Here is a 21,889-nt window from a genome sequence, read left to right as displayed (position 1 = left end):
ATGACCACCACCCTGCGGCCGACCGGGCCGTTGCAGCACGAGGCGGACGGCGCCCAGTCGCGGACCTTCGTGGTCTGCGTCAACAGCCGTCCCGTCGGTTCCGTCGAGATCGCGACCCTTCCCTCGCTCGGGCCGAGGGCGGGAACCGTCCGCTCGCTCGGCATCGACGAAGCGGACCGGCGCCGCGGCCGTGGCACGGTCGCCGCGCTCGCCGCCGAGGAGGTGCTGCGCGGCTGGGGCTGCTCGCAGGTCACGGTGTCCGTACCGCCGGAGGCCGTCGAGGCCACCCGGCTCACCGCCGCCCTCGGCTACACCGAGCGCAGCCGCAACATGCTCAAGACCCTCGCCGCCGAGCCGCCCGCGCTCCCCGAGGGCGTCGAGGCGCGGCCCATGACCGAGCCGGAGTTCCGTACCTGGTGGGACGTCCAGCACGAGGACTACGTCACCAGCTGGTCGGAGCGCGGCCTGTCGGTCGCCGAAGCGCGCGCCAAGGCCGACGCCGACCGGCACAGAAGCCTGCCCGAGGGCCTCGCCACACCGGGTGTGCGCCTGGAGGTCCTCGTCCGGCAGGGCCAGGTCGTCGGCCATCTGTTCGTCGGACGGCGCGAGCTGCGCCCCGGCGAGGAGGGCGCGTTCGTGTACGACGTGGCGGTGGCCGAGGCGCACCGCGGTCAGGGCCATGGACGTTCGCTGATGCTGCGGGCCGAGCAGGGAGCGCTGGAGTCCGGGTCGCCGCTGCTCGGACTGCACGTCTTCGCGGGCAACACCCCGGCGCTCGGTCTCTACACCTCGCTCGGGTACGAGACGACGGGCGTCAACTTCACCAAGCCCCTGCTGTAGCCCGTGGGGACAGCCCCTGAGGGCTGCCCTCAGGCTTCCGGGGATCCCTCCGCGAGGAGCCGGTCGACGATCTCCTCGATACGGGCGCGCAGCCCCTCCTGGCTCTTGCCGCCGTCGAGCCGCTCGCCGCCGACGACATAGGTCGGGGTGCCCGTGACGCCGATCGCCTTGCCCTCGGCCTGGTCGGCGTCGACGATCAGGATGTGCCTGCCGTCGATGAGCGCGGTGTCGAACTCCTCGGCGTCCAGGCCCAGTTCACGTGCGGTCTCCACCAGGAAGGCCTCACCCTCGCGGCCGAGCCGCCCGACGTGGGCGAGCACGGCCTCCGTGTACGGCCAGCCCTGACCCTGCTCGGCGGCCTCCTCGGCGGCCTGGGCGGCGGCGAAGGCGTACGTGTGCTTCTCCAGGGGGAAGTGCCGCAGCCGCAGCTCCAGCCGGTCGCCGTAGCGCTCGCGCAGGGCCCGCAGATCGTCGAGGGAGCTGCGGCAGTCGGGGCACTGGAGCTCGCACCAGACGTCCAGGACGACGGGGCGGGCGGTGGTGGAGTCGCTCATGGGGCCAGTCTCCCAGCCCGCGGCGGTGCCCACCCAACCGGGACCTGGGGAGGAGTCCGTCCCGGAGATCTCCCTGAGGTCGCACCCGACCGTGGCCGCTTTGCCGCCGTGCGGTGCAGGATGGAGGGGACGTAACCGCCCATGCCCGCCGAAGCCTGGAGGACCGGATGATTGCCGAGACCATTTGCTCCGCGGTGTCCGCGGCGGGCCTGGGCATCGCCGCCATCACGGCGTACCGCAAGCGATTCCTCGCGGCCACCAGGATCGCCGCCTACTCGCTGGTCCCGATCGGACTGGTGCTGACCGGCGCCGTCGAGTGGGCCGTCGACACCGCCTTCAGCCTCACCGCCTGGATCGGCTTCGGACTGCTGGGAGCCGCGTGGCTGCTGTTCCTGGCGACCCGCGCCGTCGAACGGCGCTCGGGCGGGACCCGCAAGGAGCGCAAGGCGGCCCGGGCCGCGGCCCAGCGCGAGGCCGTCGCACCCGCCGCTTCCGCGCCGTCCCTCGGACAGGGCGCCACTCCGGCGGCCCGTCCCGCGGCGAAGAAGCCCAAGGGGGCCGCCGGCACCGGCGAGGACTTCAGCGACATCGAGGCGATCCTGAAGAAGCACGGCATCTGAGACCGCCGCCGCTCGCGGGACCGGCGGATCGGGGGATCGGCCGGGCGGGACCACGAGGTCGGGCCCGCGGGACCAGGAGACCGCGTCCCGAGCGAACACGGGAACGGATGAACTCCCAAAGTCGCGGGGCGTGTTGCCCGATCACGGCGGCCCGCACTGCGTCATCATCACCCCGAGATGGTCGATACCTCCCGGGGCGAGGCCCCCGCACCGCCGCAAGAGCCGCGAGGCTGTCTCTTCGCGCTCTCCCAGCCGCCCCTGATGATCTTTCTGACGGTGATCGGCGTCCTGCTGCTCATGGCAGCCGTGCACGATCTGTTCCTCCTGTGAGCGGCCCGGGGTGAGAGCCGGAACTTCCGCGCAGGGGCCCTGGCCGGCGCGCTGCGGCTCAGCCCGCGGCTTCCTTGCGGCGGGCGCGGTACGCGGCCACATGCAGACGGTTCCCGCAGGTGCGGCTGTCGCAGTAGCGGCGGGAGCGGTTGCGCGAGAGGTCGACGAAGGCGCGCCCGCAGTCCGGGGCCTCGCAGCGCCGCAGCCGCTCCTGCTCGCCCGCGACCACGATGAAGGCCAGCGCCATCCCGCAGTCGGCGGCGAGGTGGTCGGCGATCGAGGCGCCGGGCGCGAAGTAGTGCACGTGCCAGTCGTAGCCGTCGTGGTCGGTCAGCTGCGGGGTGGTGCCCGCGGCCGCCACGAGCTCGTTGACCATCTCGGCCGCGCTGCGGGGGTCGGTCGCCGCGAAGATCTCGGCGAACCGGCCGCGGACGTCCTGCACGGCCTTGAGGTCCCGGTGGCCGAGCTCACCCACGCCGCTGATGTCGTGACCGCGCGCGAAGTCGTACAGCGCGGCGACGTTCGCGAGCCCGTCCCCCTGGTCGGTCTCCGGTGCGGTGTTCACCAGATCGACGACGGTGTCGAGGGCGATCCTGGTGTCGTGGGGAATCAGCACGATTCGCTCCCTGGCCTGCTGCGGGCGGGTCCCCGCCGAATTGCGCTGACTCTAGCGGTTCGCGCCGATGTCCGCCGTATGAGGTTGTCCGCGCGGCGCCGTCTCCCCGAGTAGGACGGCGCCGTGCAGCTCTCTGCCTGGCTCAGCTTTCGGCCAGGATGTGCGAGAGCTCCGTGTCGAGATCGAAGTGACGATGCTCGGTGCCGGGTGGCACGGCTGCGTCGGTCCGCTTCAGGAACGACTCCAGGGCCCGCGCCGGGGCCTCGAGCAGTGCTTCGCCCTCCGGGGAGCTCAGCGCGATGCAGACGACGCCCTGGCCATGACTGCGTGACGGCCAGACTCTGACGTCGCCCGTGCCGGTGGGCCGGTGCAGCCCCTCGGCGAGAAGGTCGCGGGCGAAGACCCACTCGACCGTCTCTTCGGCTCCGGTGTGGAAGGTGGCGTGCACGGCATAAGGATCGGCCGTGTCATACCGCAGGCCCGCGGGTACAGGCAGTGAAGACTCGCTCGATACAACGAGGCGCAGGTGCAGCTCGCAGCTGACCGTGGTGTTCATAAGCGCCAGGGCCTTTCGCTCAGTGTGCGCTCGGGGATTCGCACGTCGGCGAAATCGACATGCCACCTACGGTGCCGTTGTAAACCCCTCTGACCGTTTTGTGATCCTTCATGTCCCTCGTACGGGGGTGTATTACTTTGGGTCATACGGCCATTCCGGTGACGTCATCCGATCCGGTACGTTTGGGCCCATGAATGCGGAGAGTGACGAGCGGGGGAAGGCCACGGCGGTGGCCTCCAACCCCGTGACGGGGGACGTAACGGCGCCGGAAGGGGCCGAGCCGGAGCTCGGGTCCCGTGCGCCCCATTTCATCAAGCGGTCGAAGCCGCTGCACCTCAGCTGGCAGGTCGGTGTCTTCGTGGTCGGCCTCGCGGTCGTCGGCGCCGGCATCGTGATGCTGCCGCTGCCAGGACCCGGCTGGCTGGTGATCTTCGGCGGCATGGCGATCTGGGCGACCGAGTTCGTCTGGGCCCAGCTGGTGCTGCGCTGGACCAAGCGCAAGGTCACCGAGGCGGCACAGCGGGCTCTCGATCCCAAGGTCCGCCGGCGGAACATCATCCTCACCACGATCGGTCTGGTGATCATCGCGGTGCTGGTCGGGATCTACGTCTGGAAGTTCGGCTTCGAGATGCCGTGGAAGATCAAGGAGTGAGACGGAACGGGTCGGGGACCCTCCCCCGGCGCGCGGCCGGGGGGACCCCCGCCATGGGGTAATGTTTGCGATGCGCCCGGGCGATTAGCTCAGTGGGAGAGCGCTTCGTTCACACCGAAGAGGTCACTGGTTCGAACCCAGTATCGCCCACCCGGACCGAAGGCCCCGGAGACCAACAGGTCTCCGGGGCCTTCGGCGTTGCGGCCTCAGTGCATCCGGCCGAGGGACTCCCGCAGCCTGCGCGCGTCACGCAGCCGCTGCTCGTACGTGGCGCCCACTGCGAGGAGCAGCATTCCCGCCAGCGCGGGAGGCAGCCAGCGCGGCAGGGCGCCGACGACCTGGACGACGTACGGCGCCAGCTCGTGCAGCGCGTCCAGGGCGAGGACCGCGCCGCCGAGCACCAGCAGCGCCTGGAGGCGCAGCCGGGCGCCGGCGAGCGTGATGGCGAGTGCCGCGACGCCCAGCAGCAGCGGCCGCAGCCAGTGCTGGTCGCCCCATGCGGCGATCAGGCTCGGCAGCAGCGTCGCGGCGAGCCCGGGGCCGTACGCCGGCCACGAGGAGGCCGCCGGGTCGCGGCGCCGGCGCAGGACGCCGATGGCGAGCGCGGGGATCGTCACGGGCAGCGTGTACGCCTCCGGGGTGGAGACGTCCGAAGCGGCCAGGCGCACCCAGGTCGCCAGGACGAACAGCACCGTCGCGGTCGCGCCGGCCGTGATGCGGCGCTCGGTCCGCAGAGCGGTGCCGGCGGCGATGACACCGCAGAGCGCGAGGACCAGGGCGAGGGTCGGCCGGTCGCCGGCGGCGAGGACGACCGCGAAGAGGGCTGCTGCCGCTCCGGTGCACTCCAGAGGCAGCGTGACCGGGTGCGTACCGAGCCGGTGGGCGAGCAGCGCGACGGCGGCGGGCACCAGCAGGATCAGCAACGCCGCCTGATGGGGCGGGAGTTCGGTCGCTCCCGCGAACGCGCCCAGCAGGGCGGTCGTGAACACGGCTGCCGCACAGGCCAGTACGGACCTGATCGCGGTGCCGGTCCGGGCGACGACCGCGGCCACGGTGAGCGCGGCGACGAGCGTGCCGAGCACGGTGAAGGTCGCCGGCCGGGTCGCGAGGGCCGACACCGTGACGCCGGCCGCCCCGGCCAGGCCGCAGGCGAGCGCGACGGTGGCGGTGACGGGGGAGCGCCGGGCGGCGAGCGCCAGCATGCCGAGCGTGAGGGCGAGATGGAGCGCCACGGCGAGGCCGTACCCGAGCCCGAAGGCGGGCGGTGCGACGACCAGGGCGGCCCAGCCGAGTGCGAGGGCGCCGCCGCGGGCCAGTTCACGGTGGGACGGCCGGGCCGCGGCGGAATCGCCGGTGCCGGGGGACCAGGCGGCCCACGGGCCGGTAGCGGGTGCGTCCTGACCGCCCGCCGCCGTGCCGGGACGGTCCGTGCCGGCGGTCCTGTCGTCGGGTCCGGACGGCTCCTCGGCGGGTGCGGCGGCCGCCGACGGACCGGCGGCGGACGGGCCGGGCGCCGGGTGAGGGCGTGCCGAGGAGAGCGGTGCGTCCGGGGCGTGGTCGTGCGCGGCCGCCGCAGCAGGTCCGGCCGACGGCGCGGCAAGCTCCGGGCGACGCGAGAAGAGCACCAGCACACCCGCGACCACGAGCAGGACGACCGGCGCGGACGTCAGACCCTCCGCGGGGAGGTCCGTGCCCAGGGAGGCACGGGCGTCCGCCGGGGCGCCCGACCAGATGTCCGGCAGCACCGAGAGCGGGCCCGCCAGTGTCACCAGCAGCAGCGGCAGTGCGGCGAGGACGGCGAGGCCCTGGACCGCGGCCGACGCGTAGACCGGCCCCGGCACCAGACGCCGCGGCAGAGGCGAGCGGACGACGCCCAACAGGGCGACCGCGCACAGCAGATGGATGAGGATGCCCCACCCGTCCTCCGGCGCCACCGCGGCCCGTACGAGACCGCCCACACCGGCGATCAGTGCCAGGCCGGCGACCACCGACGCGGCGACCGTGACCATGGGCACGCGCCACGCCGTGAACATCGCGACACCCGCCGAGGCCGTCAGCAGCGCGGCCGGCGCGAGGGCCGCGACCGGTCCGGCGGCCGTCACCGACTGCCCCAGGCCGATCAGCATCGCCGCGCCACCCGTCACCGCGGCACCGACCAGGGCGATCCCGCGGATACCGTCCCGCTTCAGCCACACCGCGGCCGCGACATCGAGCGCGGCCGTCGCCAGCAGCGCCCACTCCATCGGCGGCGCTCCCGCCGAACCGGTCAGCGACCAGAGCCACAGCGGGAGTTGGGCCGTCACCGCGGCGACCGGCAGCGGCGTCCGCAACCGGGGGAGCACGGAGGAGTACGCCGTCCAGGCGGCGGCGAGAACGGCCGCCGCCGCGGCCGAGTAACCGAGCCCGCTCGTCTCCGGCAGGGCGACCGCGTGCAGCGCGTAGGCGTCCAGCACCATCAGCACCATCCCGAGCGCGGCCACCGCCTCCGCGGTCGAGGTGAGCCCGCGGCGCACCAGCAGGGCCGGGGTGGCGAGCGCGGCCACGGTGACGGCGCCGAGGACGGCCGACCGCCCTCCGATGCCCATGTGGCCCCAGCTGACGAGCGTGAAGGCGATCGCCGCGATGGTCAGCAGAATGCCGCCCAAGGTGAGCAGCAGATTCTGCACGTTGGGCGGTGACGTCTCGGCGGGTGGTGCCGCGAATGGCCGTCCGCCATGGGCCCATGCGGCCTGGGGCGGTGCGGCGACGGGCCGGATCAGGGTGAGCAGCCAGGCGCGGCGGGCCAGCAACTGGGCCCGGCGGGCGTCCAGTCGGGCCAGCTCGCGGTCGAGTATCGCCAGTTCCTCGGCGGGTGGCGGAACGTTGTCCATGCTCGGAGTGTGGCCCCCGCCACAGTGGCGGACATGCGCGCGCGTACTCAGATCGCGTATGAGTACCGCCCGGGCCCGCCTCCCGGGCGCAGACTTGGGCCATGAACTGGTCTCACTACCGTTTTCGGAGCGTCTGGGATCTCGGGGCCGCGCCCGCGGCCGTGTACGCGGCGCTCGAACGGGCCGAGGAGTACCCGCGCTGGTGGCCGCAGGTCCGCGAGGTCATCCCGCTCGACGAGGTGAGCGGTACCGCGCGCTTCCGCTCGTTCCTGCCGTACGACCTGTTCGTCACCGCCCGCGCCCTCCGGGGCGACCCCGCGGGGCTGGTGCTGGAGATCGGGTTGGAGGGCGATCTGGAGGGCTGGGCGCGCTGGACGCTCGCCCCCCGCGGGGAGGGCACGCGCGTCGTCTACGAGCAGGAGGTGGAGGTGCGGAAGCCGCTGATGAGGCGGCTGGCTCTGCCCTGCCGTCCGGTCTTCCGCGCCAACCACGCGGCCATGATGCGCGGTGGCCGCCGCGGGCTGGCGGCGTACCTGCGGACCGGCTGAATGAGATTTGAAGGCAGACGGCCGGGGCCTGTATGGTTCAGTCCGTTCCCGGGCGATTAGCTCAGTGGGAGAGCGCTTCGTTCACACCGAAGAGGTCACTGGTTCGAACCCAGTATCGCCCACCGGGAAAGGCCGGTCCGTCACTGACGGACCGGCTTCTCTGCTGTACGGGGTCGTGCCCCGCGGGCGTACGCGTCAGGCGGCGGCGGGCAGTTCGGGCCGCAGCGGCCAGGCCGGGTCGACCATCTCCGGGGTGCCGCTGCGGGCGAACCACGCCTGAAGCCCCCGTGCCTGCGCCGCGTGCCACACCGCCTGGAGCGTGTGCAGCTCGGCCGCGGACAGCCGCTCCGTCCGGGTGGCGAAGCGGCGGCCCACCGCACGGGTCACCTCCATCGCCGCCAGGGCGTCGGCGGCCGCGTCGTGCGCCTCGTCGAGCACCACCTCGTACTGAGCGCACAGATCGGTCAGGGTGCGCTTGCCCTTGCGGTAGCGGTCCAGGTGTTTGTCCAGAACCCTCGGATCGAGCACGCACAGCGGCTTGTTCTCCAGATAGCGGGCGAGCGACGAGGCACGGTGCCGCCGCAGCTCACGGTCCAGCATGGTCAGATCGAACGGCGCGTTCATCACCACCAGCGGCCGGGACGCGGCGCACTGCTCGGCCAGCGCGCGGGCTATCTCCTCCATCACCGGTGCCGGCCAGCGGCCGTTGCGCTGCAGATGGTCGTCGGTCAGACCGTGGATCTCGGTCGCCCCGGGCGGTACGGGAACGCCGGGGTTGACCAGCCAGCGGGTGACACGAGGCCGCCCGCCCGCCATGTCCTGCACGACGACCGCCGCAGAAACGATGCGGTCCTCCTCCACGTCCACTCCGGTGGTCTCGGTGTCAAATGCGGCCAGCGGGCCGTCGAACCAGTGCGTCATCCCCGAACTCCTCGCACACGTCTGGTAGATGGAGAAAACCCCTGCCCGAATTCGTGATACCCGGGCCGTTTGCGCTGTACGCCGGGCGGTGACAACACAGATGACAGACAGAGAAATTGACGCTCTGTCGTCTGGACTTCGATTCAGTACCGCCCGGAAGGCACGAAGAGCAATGGCTCTCCCGCAGCCCGAATTTGGGGGTACCTCCCGTGCCGAGAGCGTCGGGGGAGGGCTGCTGTCCCCACGGACGGCACCACTGCGCGGCTCACTCGCCACCACCGCCTGCATGGAGACCCTCCAGGTGGGCTATCTCCACGCCGTCGCGGCCGCTGCCGGATGCTCGCTCTCCCAGCCCTTTCCGGACAACGGCATCGACTGGCACGTCAGTCACAGCTCGGCCGGTCACACCGTCGACGACGAGGTGACGATAAAGGTGCAGTTGAAATGCACCTATCAGATCCCTCCGCATCCGCCGGGTCCCGCTTTCTCCTTCACGCTCGACAACGACCATCTGGTGAAACTGGCCCGCACCCCGGTGTCCGTGCACAAGATCCTCGTCGTGATGCTCGTTCCGCGGACCCAGGACGAATGGCTGCGCGCCAGTCATGACCGGCTCGATCTGCGCCACTGCTGCTACTGGACCAACCTGGCCGGCCACCCGGTGACGGGCAGGCGCAGGACCACAGTGCGGATCCCGACCTCACGGATCTTCGACGACCGTGCGCTCTGCGAGATCATGACGCGGGTCGGGGCGGGAGGGAGACCCTGATGCACCGGCCCTTCGACGAATCTGTACGGCCGCATCCGACCGGGGAGGCGCCAGGACCCTGGTACGGAAGCGAACCGGATCCCGCCCAGGTCGACCCCGTCGTCCTGGGCGCGCTGCTCGACCGGCACGGCTGGCGGCGGCGCGGGGGAGCGGCGGGCCGCTACGCCCGCTGGACACCGCCCGGTCCGTCCGTGGGCGGCACCAGCCTGCTCGTCCCCGAGAGCCGGTCCTTCCCCGACTGCGACGACCTGCTGTCCGAGGCGCTCGTCGCGCTCGCCCGCAGCGCCGCCCCCTCCGCTCGCGAGGTGCTGGTCGGGCTCACCCTGCCCAGCGACGAGGTCCGCTGGTGGCGCGATGTGCCGCAGGGGCCCTCGGGCACCGCTGCCTGGACCGTGCAGGAACAGATGCGCGCGGCCGCCCGGCAGATGCTGCTGGCGGGCGCCCTCGCGGCCCGCGGCCGGGCCGGCTACTACGGCGCGCGCCACCGACGGCAGGCTCATGCCTCGCTCGAAGGCGTGCTGGTCGGGCCCGCTCCGGGCGGGCGCAGCCTCACCGCCTTCGTGCCCGTGGCCGGTGGCCGTGCCGTCGTGGTGCGGCTCCACCACGCCCTCCAGGCGGCCCGCGAGGCCACCGACTACCAACGGGCCACCGGTGGAATGGAGGCCTTCGACCAGGCGGTCGAGCTGGGTGTCAGCCGCGAGTTGACCGAGGCCGTCATCGCACTCGTGCGCGGCTCGGAGGGCGCGCGGATCGAGCTGGCGTGGTCACCCGCGGCCGGGGTGCCCGAAGGGTGCGCTCCCGTCAGCGAGCCGGTGGAGTTCTCTCCCGGGGACCTGCCCGCCCTGCGGGAGGCGGGGGCACGCTATCTCCAGGACGAGCCGTCGGTGCCGGTGCGGATCACGGGCACGGTGATCCGGATGCGGCGCTCGGGGCCGCGGGGTCCGGGGACCGTACGGCTGCGGGTGCTGGCCGGGGCGGAGGTGCCGCACATCAGGGTGGCGCTGGAGGAGGACGCGTACCGCACCGCCGGCCATGCCCATCTCGTCGGACTGCCCATCCGGGTGGTCGGCCGGCTGGAGAGCCGGGGCGGTTTCCGCCGGCTCACGGACGCCACGCATGTGACACCCGTCCAGGTCGACGATGCCGAGCGGGACCGGCTGATGAAGTCGCTCCACGAGAATCTGGACTTCTTCGAGGACGCCTGCGGCGCGGGTGAATGACGGGCGGGACCTGGGAGTGGGGGGCCGCGGCGACGGAGGAACCGTTTAGCGGGCGGCCCCCTCGGCTCGGTACGATTCAGGCTGCGCGCAGTGTCCACTGCCGCAGCCCCCTCAGTCAGGAGAGACCGGTGTCAGACGTCCGTGTGATCATCCAACGCGATTCCGAGCGGGAAGAGCGCGTGGTGACGACGGGCACTACGGCTGCCGAGCTCTTCACCGGCGAGCGCACCGTCGTCGCGGCGCGGGTGGCCGGTGAGCTGAAGGACCTCGCGTACGAGGTCAGGGACGGCGAGGAGGTCGAGCCCGTCGAGATCTCCTCCGAGGACGGTCTCAACATCCTGCGGCACTCCACCGCGCACGTCATGGCGCAGGCCGTGCAGGAGCTCTTCCCCGAGGCGAAGCTGGGCATCGGCCCGCCGGTCAGGGACGGTTTCTACTACGACTTCGACGTCGCGAGGCCCTTCACGCCGGAGGACCTCAAGGCCGTCGAGAAGAAGATGCAGGAGATCCAGAAGCGCGGTCAGCGCTTCTCGCGGCGTGTGGTGAGCGACGAGGTGGCCCGCGAGGAGCTGGCCGCTGAGCCGTACAAGCTGGAGCTCATCGGGCTCAAGGGCTCCGCCTCCTCCGACGACGGGGCCGACGTCGAGGTCGGTGCCGGCGAGCTGACCATCTACGACAACCTCGACGCCAAGACGGGCGAGCTGTGCTGGAAGGACCTCTGCCGCGGTCCGCACCTGCCGACCACCCGCAACATCCCGGCGTTCAAGCTGATGCGCAACGCCGCCGCGTACTGGCGCGGCAGCGAGAAGAACCCGATGCTCCAGCGCATCTACGGCACCGCCTGGCCCTCCAAGGAGGAGCTGAAGGCGCACCTGGAATTCCTCGCCGAGGCCGAGAAGCGCGACCACCGCAAGCTGGGCAGCGAGCTGGACCTGTTCTCCATCCCGGAGCAGATCGGCTCGGGTCTGGCGGTCTTCCACCCCAAGGGCGGTGTCATCCGCCGGGTCATGGAGGACTACTCGCGCCGCCGGCACGAGGAGGAGGGGTACGAGTTCGTCTACACCCCGCACGCCACCAAGGGGAAGCTGTTCGAGACCTCGGGTCACCTGGACTGGTACGCCGACGGCATGTACCCGCCCATGCAGCTCGACGAGGGCGTGGACTACTACCTCAAGCCCATGAACTGCCCCATGCACAACCTGATCTTCGACGCGCGCGGCCGGTCCTACCGTGAACTGCCGCTGCGCCTCTTCGAGTTCGGCACCGTGTACCGCTACGAGAAGTCGGGCGTCGTGCACGGCCTCACCCGGGCCCGCGGCTTCACCCAGGACGACGCGCACATCTACTGCACCAGGGAGCAGATGGCGGACGAGCTCGACTCGACGCTGACCTTCGTGCTGAACCTGCTGCGCGACTACGGTCTGACCGACTTCTACCTCGAACTCTCCACCAAGGACCCGGAGAAGTTCGTCGGCTCCGACGAGGCGTGGGAGGAGGCCACCGAGACGCTGCGCAAGGTGGCCGAGAAGCAGGGCCTCCCGCTGGTCCCGGACCCGGGCGGCGCCGCGTTCTACGGCCCGAAGATCTCGGTGCAGACGAAGGACGCCATCGGCCGGACCTGGCAGATGTCGACCATCCAGCTCGACTTCAATCTGCCGGAGCGCTTCGACCTGGAGTACACCGGGCCGGACGGGTCCAAGCAGCGTCCGGTCATGATCCACCGCGCGCTGTTCGGCAGCATCGAGCGCTTCTTCGCGGTGCTGCTGGAGCACTACGCGGGTGCGTTCCCGGCATGGCTCGCCCCGGTCCAGGCGGTCGGCATCCCGGTCGGCGACGCCCACATCCCGTATCTCCAGGAGTTCGCCGCGGACGCGAAGAAGAAGGGCCTGCGGGTCGAGGTGGACGCGTCCTCGGACCGGATGCAGAAGAAGATCAGGAACCAGCAGAAGCAGAAGGTCCCGTTCATGATCATCGTCGGTGACGACGACATGAACGCGAACACGGTCTCGTTCCGCTACCGCGACGGTTCGCAGGAGAACGGCATCCCGCGCGAGGAGGCCCTCGCGAAGCTGGTGAAGGTCGTCGAGGACCGCGTCCAGGTCTGACCGAAGGTCTACGGCCGCAGGCCGTCCGAAGCCCCCGGGGTGCCCCCCGGGGGCTTCGTCTCTTCGGCCTTCTTCTCTTCGTCCTGCGCGAACGTCTGCAGCAGCCAGGACGAGAACGACCCCGTCACCGCTCCCAGCAGCGCGACGCCGCCCACCATCATCCCCACCGCCACCACACGTCCCCGCGGAGTCACCGGTGTCATGTCTCCGTAGCCGACCGTCGTCACGGTCGAGGAGGTCCACCAGATCGCGTCGCCGAAGGTCTTGATCGTCGCGCCCGGCGCGTTGCGCTCGTCGTGGTAGACGCTGAGTGCTCCCGCGAAACCCAGCAGCAGCGTCGACAGCCCCGCGTACGCGATCACCCGGGCCTGCAGAGGCAGCCGGGCGTGAGCGTGGCGGCGCTGCACCGCCTCGTAGATCTTGACGATCCGCAGGGGCCGCAGCAGCGGCAGCACCACGACGATCGCGTCCATGACGTGTCGGCGGACGAACGCGAGGCCCTCACCGCTCAGCCTCCAGCGCACCGCGTAGTCCACGATGAACAGCGCCCACGAGGCGAAGGTGACCGCCTCACACAGGGCGTACCAGCCGGCCGGGAGGTTCTCCGCGAGGACCCGGACCGTGAAGGAGGCGAGGAAGAGCGCCGAGGCGGCGAGCATCGGGATCTCGATACGCCGCTGCCAGCGCTCCACCGGGCTTTCGTCGGTCATGGCCCCAGCATCGCGGGGTGCGCCGTGGGCCGCCCCCGGCGACACGCCCCGTACAGGCGAAGTCATATGCTGCACAGCATGACCAGTGAGCCGGAGCAGCAGATCGGAGTGGGGACGCCGGACGCGTTCCAGCGTCTGTGGACGCCCCACCGGATGGCCTACATCCAGGGCGAGAACAAGCCGACCGGCCCCGGCGCCGAGGACGGCTGTCCTTTCTGCGCCATTCCCGCGAAATCCGACGAGGACGGGCTCGTCATCGCGCGCGGCTCGCACGTCTACGCGGTGCTCAACCTCTACCCGTACAACGGCGGGCACCTGATGGTGGTGCCGTTCCGTCATGTCGCGGACTACACGGAGCTGGACGACGCCGAGACCGCGGAACTGGCGGCCTTCGCCAAGCGGGCCATGACCGCTCTGCGCAACGCCTCGGGCGCGCACGGCTTCAACATCGGCATGAACCAGGGCTCCGTCGCCGGCGCCGGGATCGCCGCGCATCTGCACCAGCACGTCGTGCCCCGCTGGGGCGGGGACACCAACTTCATGCCGGTCGTCGGGCACACCAAGGTCCTGCCGCAGCTGCTCGCGGACACCCGCACCATGCTGGCCGAGGCCTGGCCCGCGTAGCGCCGTACGCCGGCCGCCGGGCCCTTCGCCAAGGGCCCGGCGTCTGCTGTCCGCCCGATCGCCGGGCTGTGAGTCGACCGGCGTTACGCGTCGTAGAGGTCTGCCTTACGCGGCGTCGGGTCCTGGACGAAGCTGCTGACCACCATGGAGCGGCTGCCGAAGCGGTCCGTGTCCACGCCGTTCTCCTCCAGCACCCTGATCGCCGCCGCGTGCGCCACGCGCAGCACCGGGGTGGCGGCGCGCATCGCGTCGTCCGCCATGAACCGGTGCCGCCAGGGCTGGTCCGCCCAGGCGTGCCGCAGTCCGAACGGCTCGGGGAGCACCAGCTTGCCGCCGAGGAAGTCGAGCAGCGGCGGGTACCAGGTGAAGGGCGCCCGCACCGCGAGGCGCACCACCTCGCGGGGCTCCACCAGCGGAAGCTGGCGGTCGACGGTCTCCCAGAAGCGGACCGTCTTGCTCACCGTCACGGTCTTGGGCGAGGGCTTGGTCGTGAACAGCGGGTGCACCGGCCCGAGCGCGTGTCCGGTGACCTCGATGCGCAGGGTCTCGTGGAGCACGGTGACCGTGATCATCATGGTGATCACCAACTGGCCGTCCCAGAGCGTGAACTGCACGCCCAGATAGTGCCGGTTGCCACCGCCGAACTGCTGGTGGTTGCAGATGCGCTGTATCTCGTGGCCCTTGACCTGGAAGGCCTCCACGTCCTGGCCCTCGGGGCGCGCCACTTCCTTGGCGTTCTCGCCGACGGGGGAGACGATCCAGTGCTTGACCGACGGCTTGGGGAAGCCGCCCGAGTTCAACGGGCCGCGCTCCAGCATCTTCATCTTGTCGTGTATCGCGCGGACCACGTCCCAGCTGCGGAACTGGTTGATGTCCTTGCCCGGCTCTTTGGAGACCAGTTCCTCGGCCATCTGCCAGCTGCCCCACCGCGTGCCCATGCCGAGTATGCCCTTGGGGCCTGCGTAGAAGACCGAGTTGGACTGCTGCTCGGCGGTGAGCTTCTCCAGGCCCTGGCGCAGTTGCTCGCGCGCGGTCTCGTTCGGGTGTCCGGGGACGGCCTCGGGGACCTTGGCGCCGATGCCGCCGCCCGCGAGCAGCGAGTCCCAGCGGGCCCGCATGTCCTTGGCCGTCGCTTCGCAGACCCGCTTGGCGAGCATCCAGCCGATGACGGGGGCGACGAGCATGACGCGCAGATACAGCGCCCAGAAGCCGCCGAAGGGCAGCTTGAACAGGAAGAGGGCGATCAGACCCCCGACGGCGACGAGCAGCAGGGTGCCGAGCGCCCCCGCGCTCTTGTTCTGGGCGCCCGCGAGGGTCCGGCGCAGCTGGAACACGGCCATCCACAGCAGCATTCCGGGCAGGAAGACCAGCCCGAACAGCGCCGTGATGCCGGTCAGTCTGGTGTCCCGCTCCTTGCGTATGCCGGTGGCCGCGAGGCAGTGCTCGACGACGGACTGCGGCTCGGTCCCGAAGGACTGGATCAGCGCCTTGCGGGCGCCCCCCAGCGTCCGCGTCTGCACGGCGCGCGAGAACGCCTCGCCCAGATTCGGCTCGAAGAGCGAGAACTTGCCCGGCTTCACGGCGGACGTGTGCCATTCGTTGTTCGCCTTGAGGATCTCGGCCACCGGCCCGTCGCGGTACGCCGCCGAGGCGAGGGCATGCGTCGCCGCGGTCTGCCCGGCGGCGCCCGTGAGCGGCACCTGCGCCCCTGGACTGAAGTCGAAACCGTCGCTCGCCACTGCCGCCCCCTCGCCGCGCTGCATCCGCACTGCGGCCTGTTCCCAACTACCGTGCCTCGCACACCTGCTGAGCTGCGCAGCTCAGCGTATCGGGGGCGCACGGCATTCGTCACAGGACGGCCCGATGCCGCCCGCCGCACGGCCGCCGGCGGACGGCACCCTCGCCTACGAGCCGTTCCCGCCCTGGCCACGCACCTTGTCGGCCACCTGCTGGGGCATCGGTTCATGACGGGCGTACGCGCGGGAGAACTGGCCCGTGCCGTGGGAGATCGAGCGCAGATCGACGGCGTACCGCCCGATCTCGATCTCGGGTACCTCGGCCCGCACCAACGTGCGTGATCCGCTGGTCTGTTCCGTTCCCACGACCCGGCCGCGCCGTCCCGACAGATCGCTCATCACCGGGCCGACGTACTCGTCCGACACCAGCACCTGCACCTCGGCCACCGGCTCCAGCAGATGGATGCGGACGTCCGCCGAGGCCTCGCGCAGCGCGAGCGCGCCCGCCGTCTGGAACGCGGCGTCGGAGGAGTCGACCGAGTGCGCCTTGCCGTCCCGCAGCGTGATCCGTACGTCGACGAGCGGGTATCCGGCGGCGACGCCGCGCGCCGCCTGGGCGCGCACTCCCTTCTCCACGGACGGGATGAACTGCCGCGGGACCGCGCCGCCCACCACCTTGTCGACGAACTCGATGCCGGAGCCGGCGGGCAGCGGCTCCACGTCGATCTCGCAGATCGCGTACTGGCCGTGTCCGCCGGACTGCTTCACATGCCGTCCGCGCCCGGTCGACTTCCCGCCGAACGTCTCGCGCAGCGACACCTGGTAGGGCACGACGTCGACCTGGACGCCGTAGCGGCTGCGCAGCCGTTCCAGGGCCACGTCCGCGTGCGCCTCGCCCAGACACCACAGCACGACCTGGTGTGTGGCCTGGTTCTGTTCCAGCCGCATCGTCGGGTCCTCGGCGACCAGCCGCGAGAGGCCCTGGGAGAGCTTGTCCTCGTCCGCCTTGCTGTGGGCCTGGATGGCCAGCGGCAGCAGCGGGTCCGGCATCGTCCACGGCTCCATCAGCAGCGGATCGTCCTTGGACGAGAGCGTGTCGCCGGTCTCCGCGCGGGAGAGCTTCGCGACGCAGGCGAGGTCTCCGGCGAAGACGTGGCCGAGCGGGCGCTGCTGTTTGCCGAAGGGCACGGAGAGCGCGCCGACACGTTCGTCGACGTCGTGGTCCTCGTGTCCGCGGTCGGAGAGTCCGTGCCCCGACACATGCACCGTCTCGTCGGGCCGCAGAGTGCCGGAGAAGACACGGACGAGCGAGAGCCGGCCGACGTACGGGTCGGACGCCGTCTTGACGACCTCGGCCACCAGCGGGCCATCGGGGTCGCAGCTGATCTGCGGGCGGGGCGCGCCCGAGGGGGTGGTGACGACCGGGGACTGCGGCTCCAGCGGGGTGGGGAAGCCGCCGGTGATCAGTTCGAGGAGTTCGACCGTGCCGAGTCCCTGCTTGGCGCCGTCGGCCGCCGGGGCCGCGGCGAGGACCGGGTGGAAGATGCCGCGCGCGACGGCCTTCTCCAGATCGGTGATCAGGGTCTTGATGTCGATGTCCGCACCCGTGAGGTAGCGGTCCATCAGGGTCTCGTCCTCGCTCTCGGCGATGATCCCCTCGATGAGCCGGTTGCGGGCCTCCTGAAGCAGCGGTGCCTGATCCGGGTCCGGTGGCGTCTCTTTGCGCTCGCCGGAGGAGTAGTCGAAGATCTTCTGGGACAGCAGCCCGACCAGGCCGGTGACGGGTGCGTGGCCGTCCGGGTGCTGGGGCCCGTACTGCGGCAGATACAGCGGCAGCACGGCGTCGGGGTCGTCTCCGCCGAAGATCTCTCCGCAGACCCGGGTCAGCTCCTCGAAGCCGGTCCGCGCCGTCTCCAGGTGGGTGACGACGATGGCGCGCGGCATGCCCACCGCGGCGCACTCCTCCCAGACCATGCGGGTCGCGCCCGCGATCGCCTCGGGTTCCTGGGCCGCCGAGACAACGAAAAGGGCCGCGTCCGCGGCTCGCAGACCGGCCCTGAGCTCCCCGACGAAGTCGGCGTATCCGGGAGTGTCCAGAAGATTGATCTTGTACCCGCCCCACTCGACGGGGACCAGCGACAGCTGTACGGAGCGTTGCTGCCGGTGTTCGATCTCGTCGTAGTCGGAGACGGTCCCGCCGTCCTCCACCCTTCCTGCCCGGTTGACCGCTCCCGCGGTGAGCGCGAGAGCCTCGATCAACGTCGTCTTTCCCGATCCGCTGTGGCCGACCAGCACCACGTTCCGTACGGATGAGGGCCGGTCGGCCGTCGCCGCCCTGCCGGCGGCTCCGGTGTGTCCACTCGCCTTGTCGCCCATGATTCTTGCCTCCCGATCGATTGCACGGTGAGGAGAGAGGGGCCGCGGGCGTGCGAAGCCGTGACTGTGGCCTCCGGACGGCATCCAGGGGCAGCTCCGGCGGTGCCCGCAGTCGTCTTTCGAGCTTTCCACTCAGGTCACAATGCGTCCATACGTCGTACGCCGCGGTGCGGGGCGGGTGCGCGGCGGTGGAGCGCTTCGGTCCTGGCTACGATGGGCCAGCCGGTGGCCAATGGGGCCGCTCGGCCACCGACCCTCGGGAAGGCCATGCTGAACAAGTACGCGCGTGCATTCTTCACGCGTGTCCTCACACCGTTCGCCGCATTTCTGCTCCGTCGAGGGGTGAGCCCCGACGCGGTGACGCTCGTCGGCACGGCCGGAGTGATGGCGGGTGCGCTGGTCTTCTTCCCACGCGGGGAGTTCTTCTGGGGCACGATCGTCATCACGACGTTCGTGTTCTCGGACCTCGTCGACGGCAATATGGCGCGCCAGGCCGGTGTGTCGAGCCGTTGGGGAGCGTTTCTGGACTCCACCCTCGACCGGGTCGCCGACAGCGCGATCTTCGGCGGCTTCGCGCTCTGGTACGCGGGCAGCGGCAACGACAACGTTCTCTGCGCCGTGGCGATCTTCTGCCTGGCCAGCGGCCAGGTGGTGTCCTACACCAAGGCACGTGGAGAATCGATCGGCCTGCCGGTCGCCGTCAACGGTCTGATCGAACGCGCCGAGCGGCTGGTGATCTCCCTGGTCGCGGCGGGTCTCGCGGGTCTCCACGCCTTCGGCGTGCCCGGCATCGACATCCTGCTGCCGATCGCGCTGTGGATCGTGGCCGTCGGCAGCCTGGTGACCCTGGGGCAGCGGGTCGTCACGGTGCGCCGGGAGTCGGCGGAGGCCGACGCCGCGGCGGCGCCCGGGAGCGAGGCTGAGGCGACGTGATGCGGGACCGGCTGACCGACGGGCTCTACGGACTGGGCTGGAGCACCGTCAAGAAGCTGCCCGAGCCGGCGGCCGCCGCGCTCGGCAGGAACATCGCCGACATCGCCTGGAAGCGCCGCGGCAAGAGCGTGCTGCGGCTGGAGTCCAACCTGGCCCGGGTCGTCCCCGACGCGGACCCCGCACGCCTCTCCGAGCTGTCGAAGGCCGGCATGCGCTCCTACATGCGGTACTGGATGGAGTCCTTCCGTCTGCCCACCTGGAGCGCCGACCGCGTCCGGGAGAGCGTCGAGATCCACGACATCGACCGTCTGATGGACGGCGTCGCCTCGGGCCGCGGGGTGATCCTCGCCCTGCCGCACCTGGCGAACTGGGACCTCGCCGGGGTCTATCTCACCCGGGCGCGGGGCGTTCCCTTCACCACGGTCGCCGAGCGGCTGAAGCCGGAGACGCTGTACGACCGTTTCGTGGCCTACCGCGAGAGCCTCGGCATGGAGGTCCTGCCGCACGCCGGCGGCTCCGCGTTCGGCACGCTGGCCCGCCGGCTGCGGGCCGGAGGGGTGGTGTGCCTGGTCGCCGACCGTGACCTGTCCGCCAACGGCGTCGAGGTGAAGTACTTCGGCGAGACGGCCCGGATGCCCGCGGGACCGGCGATGCTCGCCCAGCAGACCGGGGCCCTGCTCCTCCCGGCCACGCTCTGGTTCGGCGAAGCGCCGATGATGTACGGCCGGGTGCATCCGGCCATCGAGGTACCCGAGACAGGTACTCGGGCCGAGAAGACGTCCTCCATGACACAGGCACTGGCTGACGCCTACGCCACCGGCATCGCCGACCACCCGGAGGACTGGCACATGCTGCAGCGGCTGTGGCTCGCCGATCTCGAGACCCAGGAGGAGCGGACGTGAGGATCGGCATCGTCTGCCCGTACTCCTGGGACGTACCCGGAGGCGTCCAGTTCCACATCAGGGACCTGGCCGAACATCTGATCAGGCTCGGCCACGAGGTGTCCGTGCTGGCGCCGGCGGACGACGAGACACCGCTCCCGCCGTACGTGGTCTCCGCGGGCCGGGCCGTGCCCGTCCCGTACAACGGCTCGGTGGCCCGGCTGAACTTCGGCTTCCTGTCGGCGGCACGGGTGCGGCGCTGGCTGCACGACGGCACCTTCGACGTCATCCACATCCACGAGCCCGCGTCCCCGTCGCTGGGCCTGCTCAGCTGCTGGGCCGCGCAGGGCCCGATCGTGGCGACGTTCCACACCTCGAACCCGCGTTCGCGGGCGATGATCGCCGCGTACCCGATCCTCCAGCCCGCGCTGGAGAAGATCAACGCCCGGATCGCGGTCAGCGAGTACGCCCGCCGGACTCTCGTCGAGCACCTCGGCGGCGACGCCGTCGTCATCCCCAACGGCGTGGACGTCGGCTTCTTCGAGAACGCCGAGCCCAAGGCCGAGTGGCAGTCGGGCGGTGGGCTGGACCCGCACGCCGGTGACGGAGGGCGGCGCGGCGGCACGATCGGCTTCATAGGGCGTATCGACGAGCCCCGCAAGGGCCTGCCGGTGCTGATGAAGGCGCTGCCGAAGATCCTCGCCGAGTGCCCGGACACCCGGCTCCTGGTGGCGGGCCGGGGCGACGAGGACGAGGCCGTGGCGTCCCTGCCGAAGGAGATGCGCGAGCGCGTCGAGTTCCTCGGCATGGTCAGCGACGAGGACAAGGCGCGGCTGCTGCGCAGCGTCGACCTCTACATCGCGCCCAACACCGGTGGTGAGAGCTTCGGGATCATCCTCGTCGAAGCCATGTCGGCGGGCGCGCCGGTGCTCGCCAGCGACCTGGACGCCTTCGCCCAGGTGCTGGACCAGGGATCGGCCGGCGAGCTGTTCGCCAACGAGGACGCGGACGCGCTGGCGAGTGCGGCGATCCGGCTGCTCGGCGACCCCGAACGGCGGGCCGAGTTGCGGGAGCGGGGCAGCAAGCACGTCCGCCGCTTCGACTGGTCCACGGTCGGCGCGGACATCCTCTCGGTCTACGAGACGGTGACGGACGGCGCCGCCTCGGTGGCGGCGGACGAACGGCCCGGCTTCCGCGCCCGTTTCGGCCTCGCGCGGGACTGAGCCCGCTTCGCCGGGCTCCGCCACGCTCCGGCTGACGGCTGACGGCTGACGGCTGACGGCTGACGGCTGACGGCGGGCGCCCGGGCGCGCAATGCGGCGCGGGAGGCCCCGGACCGGGGCGGTAGCCTTGCCGCCCGTGACCGCAACCCTTATCTGGATCGTCGTCGGCCTCGTCCTGATCGGCCTGTATCTGAGCTGGACCGCCGGCCGGCTGGACCGGCTGCACGCCCGTATCGACGCCGCCCGCGCCGCCCTCGACGCCCAGCTCGTACGCCGCGCCTCGGTCACCCAGGAACTGGCGACCTCCGGAGTGCTCGACCCGGCCGCATCGATCGTCCTCTACGAGGCGGCGCACGCCGCACGCCAGGCCGAGGAGGAGCAGCGCGAGGTCGCCGAGAGCGAGCTGAGCGCCGCACTGCGGGCCGTCTTCTCCGAGACCGTGCAGATCGAGGCGGTGCGCGAGGTGCCGGGCGGCGAGGACGCCACGCTGGAGCTGGCGCAGGCCGTGCGCCGGGTCCCGATGGCACGGCGATTCCACAACGACGCGGTGCGCGCCGCGCGCGCCCTGCGCCGCCACCGCACGGTCCGCTGGTTCCGGCTGGCCGGTCATGCCCCGTTCCCGCTGGCCTTCGAGATGGACGACGAGGCCCCGGTCGCGCTGGCGGACCGGCCGGGCACCTGACGTACCGAGGCGTGGCCGGGCACCTGACGTACCGAGGCGTGGCCGGGCACCTGACGTGATCCGGGACGGCCTCGCTACCTCCCGTATCCAGGCGTGAAGGGGCCCTCCCCTTCACTCCAGCGG

General features: G+C 71.4%; 21 protein-coding genes and 2 tRNA genes. 15 read left to right on the top strand and 8 right to left on the bottom strand.

The genetic code is table 11. From position 1 onward, the window contains the following. On the top strand, positions 1-840 hold the full coding sequence (locus tag ACFWU3_RS27805; RefSeq protein ID WP_384443127.1) for a GNAT family N-acetyltransferase: 840 nt from the start codon (positions 1-3) through the stop codon (positions 838-840). A gap of 29 nt (positions 841-869) precedes the next feature. Here the strand turns inward: ACFWU3_RS27805 and ACFWU3_RS27800 are convergent, their stop codons facing one another. Beyond that, positions 870-1,394: a DsbA family protein gene (locus ACFWU3_RS27800; RefSeq protein ID WP_384443125.1), complete on the bottom strand. Its 525-nt coding sequence runs from the start codon at positions 1,392-1,394 to the stop codon at positions 870-872. 167 nt (positions 1,395-1,561) lie between these two features. Between ACFWU3_RS27800 and ACFWU3_RS27795 the strand changes: the two genes are divergently transcribed. Together ACFWU3_RS27795 and ACFWU3_RS27790 are read left to right on the top strand one after the other, a co-directional pair. Continuing rightward, positions 1,562-2,014, top strand: coding sequence for a hypothetical protein (locus ACFWU3_RS27795; RefSeq protein WP_384443122.1), 453 nt, complete (start codon positions 1,562-1,564; stop codon positions 2,012-2,014). Between the two features lie 177 nt (positions 2,015-2,191). Further along, positions 2,192-2,344, top strand: coding sequence for a hypothetical protein (locus ACFWU3_RS27790; RefSeq protein ID WP_340472115.1), 153 nt, complete (start codon positions 2,192-2,194; stop codon positions 2,342-2,344). 58 nt (positions 2,345-2,402) lie between these two features. Here the strand turns inward: ACFWU3_RS27790 and ACFWU3_RS27785 are convergent, their stop codons facing one another. Beyond that, the gene (locus tag ACFWU3_RS27785; protein ID WP_384443118.1) at positions 2,403-2,960 is read right to left on the bottom strand and encodes a CGNR zinc finger domain-containing protein; all 558 of its coding nucleotides are present in this window, start codon (positions 2,958-2,960) and stop codon (positions 2,403-2,405) included. A gap of 142 nt (positions 2,961-3,102) precedes the next feature. Beyond that, entirely contained in the window at positions 3,103-3,516 is a 414-nt protein-coding gene (locus ACFWU3_RS27780) for an SsgA family sporulation/cell division regulator (protein WP_003959770.1), read from the bottom strand. Between the two features lie 190 nt (positions 3,517-3,706). Between ACFWU3_RS27780 and ACFWU3_RS27775 the strand changes: the two genes are divergently transcribed. After that, a complete protein-coding gene (locus ACFWU3_RS27775) occupies positions 3,707-4,168 on the top strand; it encodes a TIGR02611 family protein (RefSeq protein WP_313947430.1) in 462 nt (153 codons plus the stop codon). A 78-nt stretch (positions 4,169-4,246) separates the two neighbouring features. Then, a tRNA-Val gene (locus tag ACFWU3_RS27770) sits at positions 4,247-4,318 on the top strand. 56 nt (positions 4,319-4,374) lie between these two features. Here ACFWU3_RS27770 and ACFWU3_RS27765 read toward each other — a convergent pair. Beyond that, entirely contained in the window at positions 4,375-7,038 is a 2,664-nt protein-coding gene (locus ACFWU3_RS27765) for an SCO7613 C-terminal domain-containing membrane protein (protein ID WP_384443115.1), read from the bottom strand. A 101-nt stretch (positions 7,039-7,139) separates the two neighbouring features. Between ACFWU3_RS27765 and ACFWU3_RS27760 the strand changes: the two genes are divergently transcribed. Together ACFWU3_RS27760 and ACFWU3_RS27755 are read left to right on the top strand one after the other, a co-directional pair. Further along, positions 7,140-7,586, top strand: coding sequence for an SRPBCC family protein (locus ACFWU3_RS27760; RefSeq protein WP_384443112.1), 447 nt, complete (start codon positions 7,140-7,142; stop codon positions 7,584-7,586). Positions 7,587-7,636: 50 nt separating this feature from the next. Next, positions 7,637-7,708 (top strand) — tRNA-Val (locus ACFWU3_RS27755). 73 nt (positions 7,709-7,781) lie between these two features. Here the strand turns inward: ACFWU3_RS27755 and ACFWU3_RS27750 are convergent. Further along, positions 7,782-8,507, bottom strand: coding sequence for a 3'-5' exonuclease (locus ACFWU3_RS27750; RefSeq protein ID WP_384443109.1), 726 nt, complete (start codon positions 8,505-8,507; stop codon positions 7,782-7,784). 172 nt (positions 8,508-8,679) lie between these two features. Between ACFWU3_RS27750 and ACFWU3_RS27745 the strand changes: the two genes are divergently transcribed. The 3 genes from ACFWU3_RS27745 to thrS all read left to right on the top strand — a co-directional run bounded on the left by ACFWU3_RS27745 (position 8,680) and on the right by thrS (position 12,601). Beyond that, positions 8,680-9,276 (top strand): DUF4365 domain-containing protein, encoded by a 597-nt coding sequence (locus ACFWU3_RS27745; RefSeq protein WP_313947434.1) that lies wholly within the window; start codon positions 8,680-8,682, stop codon positions 9,274-9,276. Further along, complete coding sequence (locus ACFWU3_RS27740) at positions 9,276-10,496, top strand: hypothetical protein (protein ID WP_384443105.1); 1,221 nt, start codon at positions 9,276-9,278, stop codon at positions 10,494-10,496. The genes ACFWU3_RS27745 and ACFWU3_RS27740 overlap by 1 nt, the downstream gene beginning before the upstream one ends. A gap of 128 nt (positions 10,497-10,624) precedes the next feature. Beyond that, positions 10,625-12,601 (top strand): threonine--tRNA ligase, encoded by a 1,977-nt coding sequence (gene thrS / locus ACFWU3_RS27735; protein WP_384443102.1) that lies wholly within the window; start codon positions 10,625-10,627, stop codon positions 12,599-12,601. 8 nt (positions 12,602-12,609) lie between these two features. On the opposite strand, the gene ACFWU3_RS27730 is transcribed toward thrS, so the two are convergent. Next, the gene (locus ACFWU3_RS27730) at positions 12,610-13,311 is read right to left on the bottom strand and encodes a potassium channel family protein (RefSeq protein WP_384443099.1); all 702 of its coding nucleotides are present in this window, start codon (positions 13,309-13,311) and stop codon (positions 12,610-12,612) included. 66 nt (positions 13,312-13,377) lie between these two features. Here ACFWU3_RS27730 and ACFWU3_RS27725 point away from each other — a divergent pair, with 66 nt between their 5' ends. Next, positions 13,378-13,935 carry an HIT family protein gene (locus ACFWU3_RS27725; RefSeq protein WP_384443096.1) on the top strand — a complete coding sequence of 186 codons (558 nt, stop codon included), beginning with the start codon at positions 13,378-13,380 and terminating at the stop codon, positions 13,933-13,935. An 83-nt stretch (positions 13,936-14,018) separates the two neighbouring features. Here the strand turns inward: ACFWU3_RS27725 and ACFWU3_RS27720 are convergent, their stop codons facing one another. Beyond that, entirely contained in the window at positions 14,019-15,674 is a 1,656-nt protein-coding gene (locus tag ACFWU3_RS27720) for a hypothetical protein (RefSeq protein ID WP_384443094.1), read from the bottom strand. 165 nt (positions 15,675-15,839) lie between these two features. After that, positions 15,840-18,047, bottom strand: coding sequence for an elongation factor G-like protein EF-G2 (locus tag ACFWU3_RS27715; RefSeq protein ID WP_384443091.1), 2,208 nt, complete (start codon positions 18,045-18,047; stop codon positions 15,840-15,842). A 213-nt stretch (positions 18,048-18,260) separates the two neighbouring features. On the opposite strand from ACFWU3_RS27715, the gene pgsA reads away from it, so the two are divergent. The 4 genes from pgsA to ACFWU3_RS27695 all read left to right on the top strand — a co-directional run bounded on the left by pgsA (position 18,261) and on the right by ACFWU3_RS27695 (position 21,766). After that, positions 18,261-18,980 carry a phosphatidylinositol phosphate synthase gene (gene pgsA / locus ACFWU3_RS27710; RefSeq protein WP_384443088.1) on the top strand — a complete coding sequence of 240 codons (720 nt, stop codon included), beginning with the start codon at positions 18,261-18,263 and terminating at the stop codon, positions 18,978-18,980. After that, a complete protein-coding gene (locus ACFWU3_RS27705; RefSeq protein ID WP_384443085.1) occupies positions 18,980-19,882 on the top strand; it encodes a phosphatidylinositol mannoside acyltransferase in 903 nt (300 codons plus the stop codon). Before pgsA ends, ACFWU3_RS27705 begins: the two co-directional genes overlap by 1 nt. Next, the gene (locus tag ACFWU3_RS27700) at positions 19,879-21,084 is read left to right on the top strand and encodes a glycosyltransferase family 4 protein (protein ID WP_384443082.1); all 1,206 of its coding nucleotides are present in this window, start codon (positions 19,879-19,881) and stop codon (positions 21,082-21,084) included. Before ACFWU3_RS27705 ends, ACFWU3_RS27700 begins: the two co-directional genes overlap by 4 nt. Before the next feature lie 136 nt (positions 21,085-21,220). Then, positions 21,221-21,766: a hypothetical protein gene (locus ACFWU3_RS27695; RefSeq protein WP_327685200.1), complete on the top strand. Its 546-nt coding sequence runs from the start codon at positions 21,221-21,223 to the stop codon at positions 21,764-21,766. The last annotated feature ends 123 nt before the right edge of the window (positions 21,767-21,889 follow it).

The organism is Streptomyces sp. NPDC058685 (assembly GCF_042714725.1).
Classification (GTDB): domain Bacteria; phylum Actinomycetota; class Actinomycetes; order Streptomycetales; family Streptomycetaceae; genus Streptomyces.
This window is presented reverse-complemented; position numbering and strand designations above follow the sequence as displayed.

Coding starts and splice junctions, on each gene's coding strand:
- ACFWU3_RS27805 (WP_384443127.1), top strand. CDS start 1: ATGACCACCACCCTGCGGCCGACCGGGCCGTTGCAGCACGAGGCGGAC.
- ACFWU3_RS27780 (WP_003959770.1), bottom strand. CDS start 3,516: ATGAACACCACGGTCAGCTGCGAGCTGCACCTGCGCCTCGTTGTATCG.
- ACFWU3_RS27745 (WP_313947434.1), top strand. CDS start 8,680: ATGGCTCTCCCGCAGCCCGAATTTGGGGGTACCTCCCGTGCCGAGAGC.
- ACFWU3_RS27750 (WP_384443109.1), bottom strand. CDS start 8,507: ATGACGCACTGGTTCGACGGCCCGCTGGCCGCATTTGACACCGAGACC.
- ACFWU3_RS27800 (WP_384443125.1), bottom strand. CDS start 1,394: ATGAGCGACTCCACCACCGCCCGCCCCGTCGTCCTGGACGTCTGGTGC.
- ACFWU3_RS27775 (WP_313947430.1), top strand. CDS start 3,707: ATGAATGCGGAGAGTGACGAGCGGGGGAAGGCCACGGCGGTGGCCTCC.
- ACFWU3_RS27715 (WP_384443091.1), bottom strand. CDS start 18,047: ATGGGCGACAAGGCGAGTGGACACACCGGAGCCGCCGGCAGGGCGGCG.
- ACFWU3_RS27730 (WP_384443099.1), bottom strand. CDS start 13,311: ATGACCGACGAAAGCCCGGTGGAGCGCTGGCAGCGGCGTATCGAGATC.
- ACFWU3_RS27725 (WP_384443096.1), top strand. CDS start 13,378: ATGCTGCACAGCATGACCAGTGAGCCGGAGCAGCAGATCGGAGTGGGG.
- ACFWU3_RS27705 (WP_384443085.1), top strand. CDS start 18,980: ATGCGGGACCGGCTGACCGACGGGCTCTACGGACTGGGCTGGAGCACC.
- ACFWU3_RS27795 (WP_384443122.1), top strand. CDS start 1,562: ATGATTGCCGAGACCATTTGCTCCGCGGTGTCCGCGGCGGGCCTGGGC.
- ACFWU3_RS27760 (WP_384443112.1), top strand. CDS start 7,140: ATGAACTGGTCTCACTACCGTTTTCGGAGCGTCTGGGATCTCGGGGCC.
- ACFWU3_RS27790 (WP_340472115.1), top strand. CDS start 2,192: ATGGTCGATACCTCCCGGGGCGAGGCCCCCGCACCGCCGCAAGAGCCG.
- ACFWU3_RS27740 (WP_384443105.1), top strand. CDS start 9,276: ATGCACCGGCCCTTCGACGAATCTGTACGGCCGCATCCGACCGGGGAG.
- pgsA (WP_384443088.1), top strand. CDS start 18,261: ATGGGCCAGCCGGTGGCCAATGGGGCCGCTCGGCCACCGACCCTCGGG.
- ACFWU3_RS27765 (WP_384443115.1), bottom strand. CDS start 7,038: ATGGACAACGTTCCGCCACCCGCCGAGGAACTGGCGATACTCGACCGC.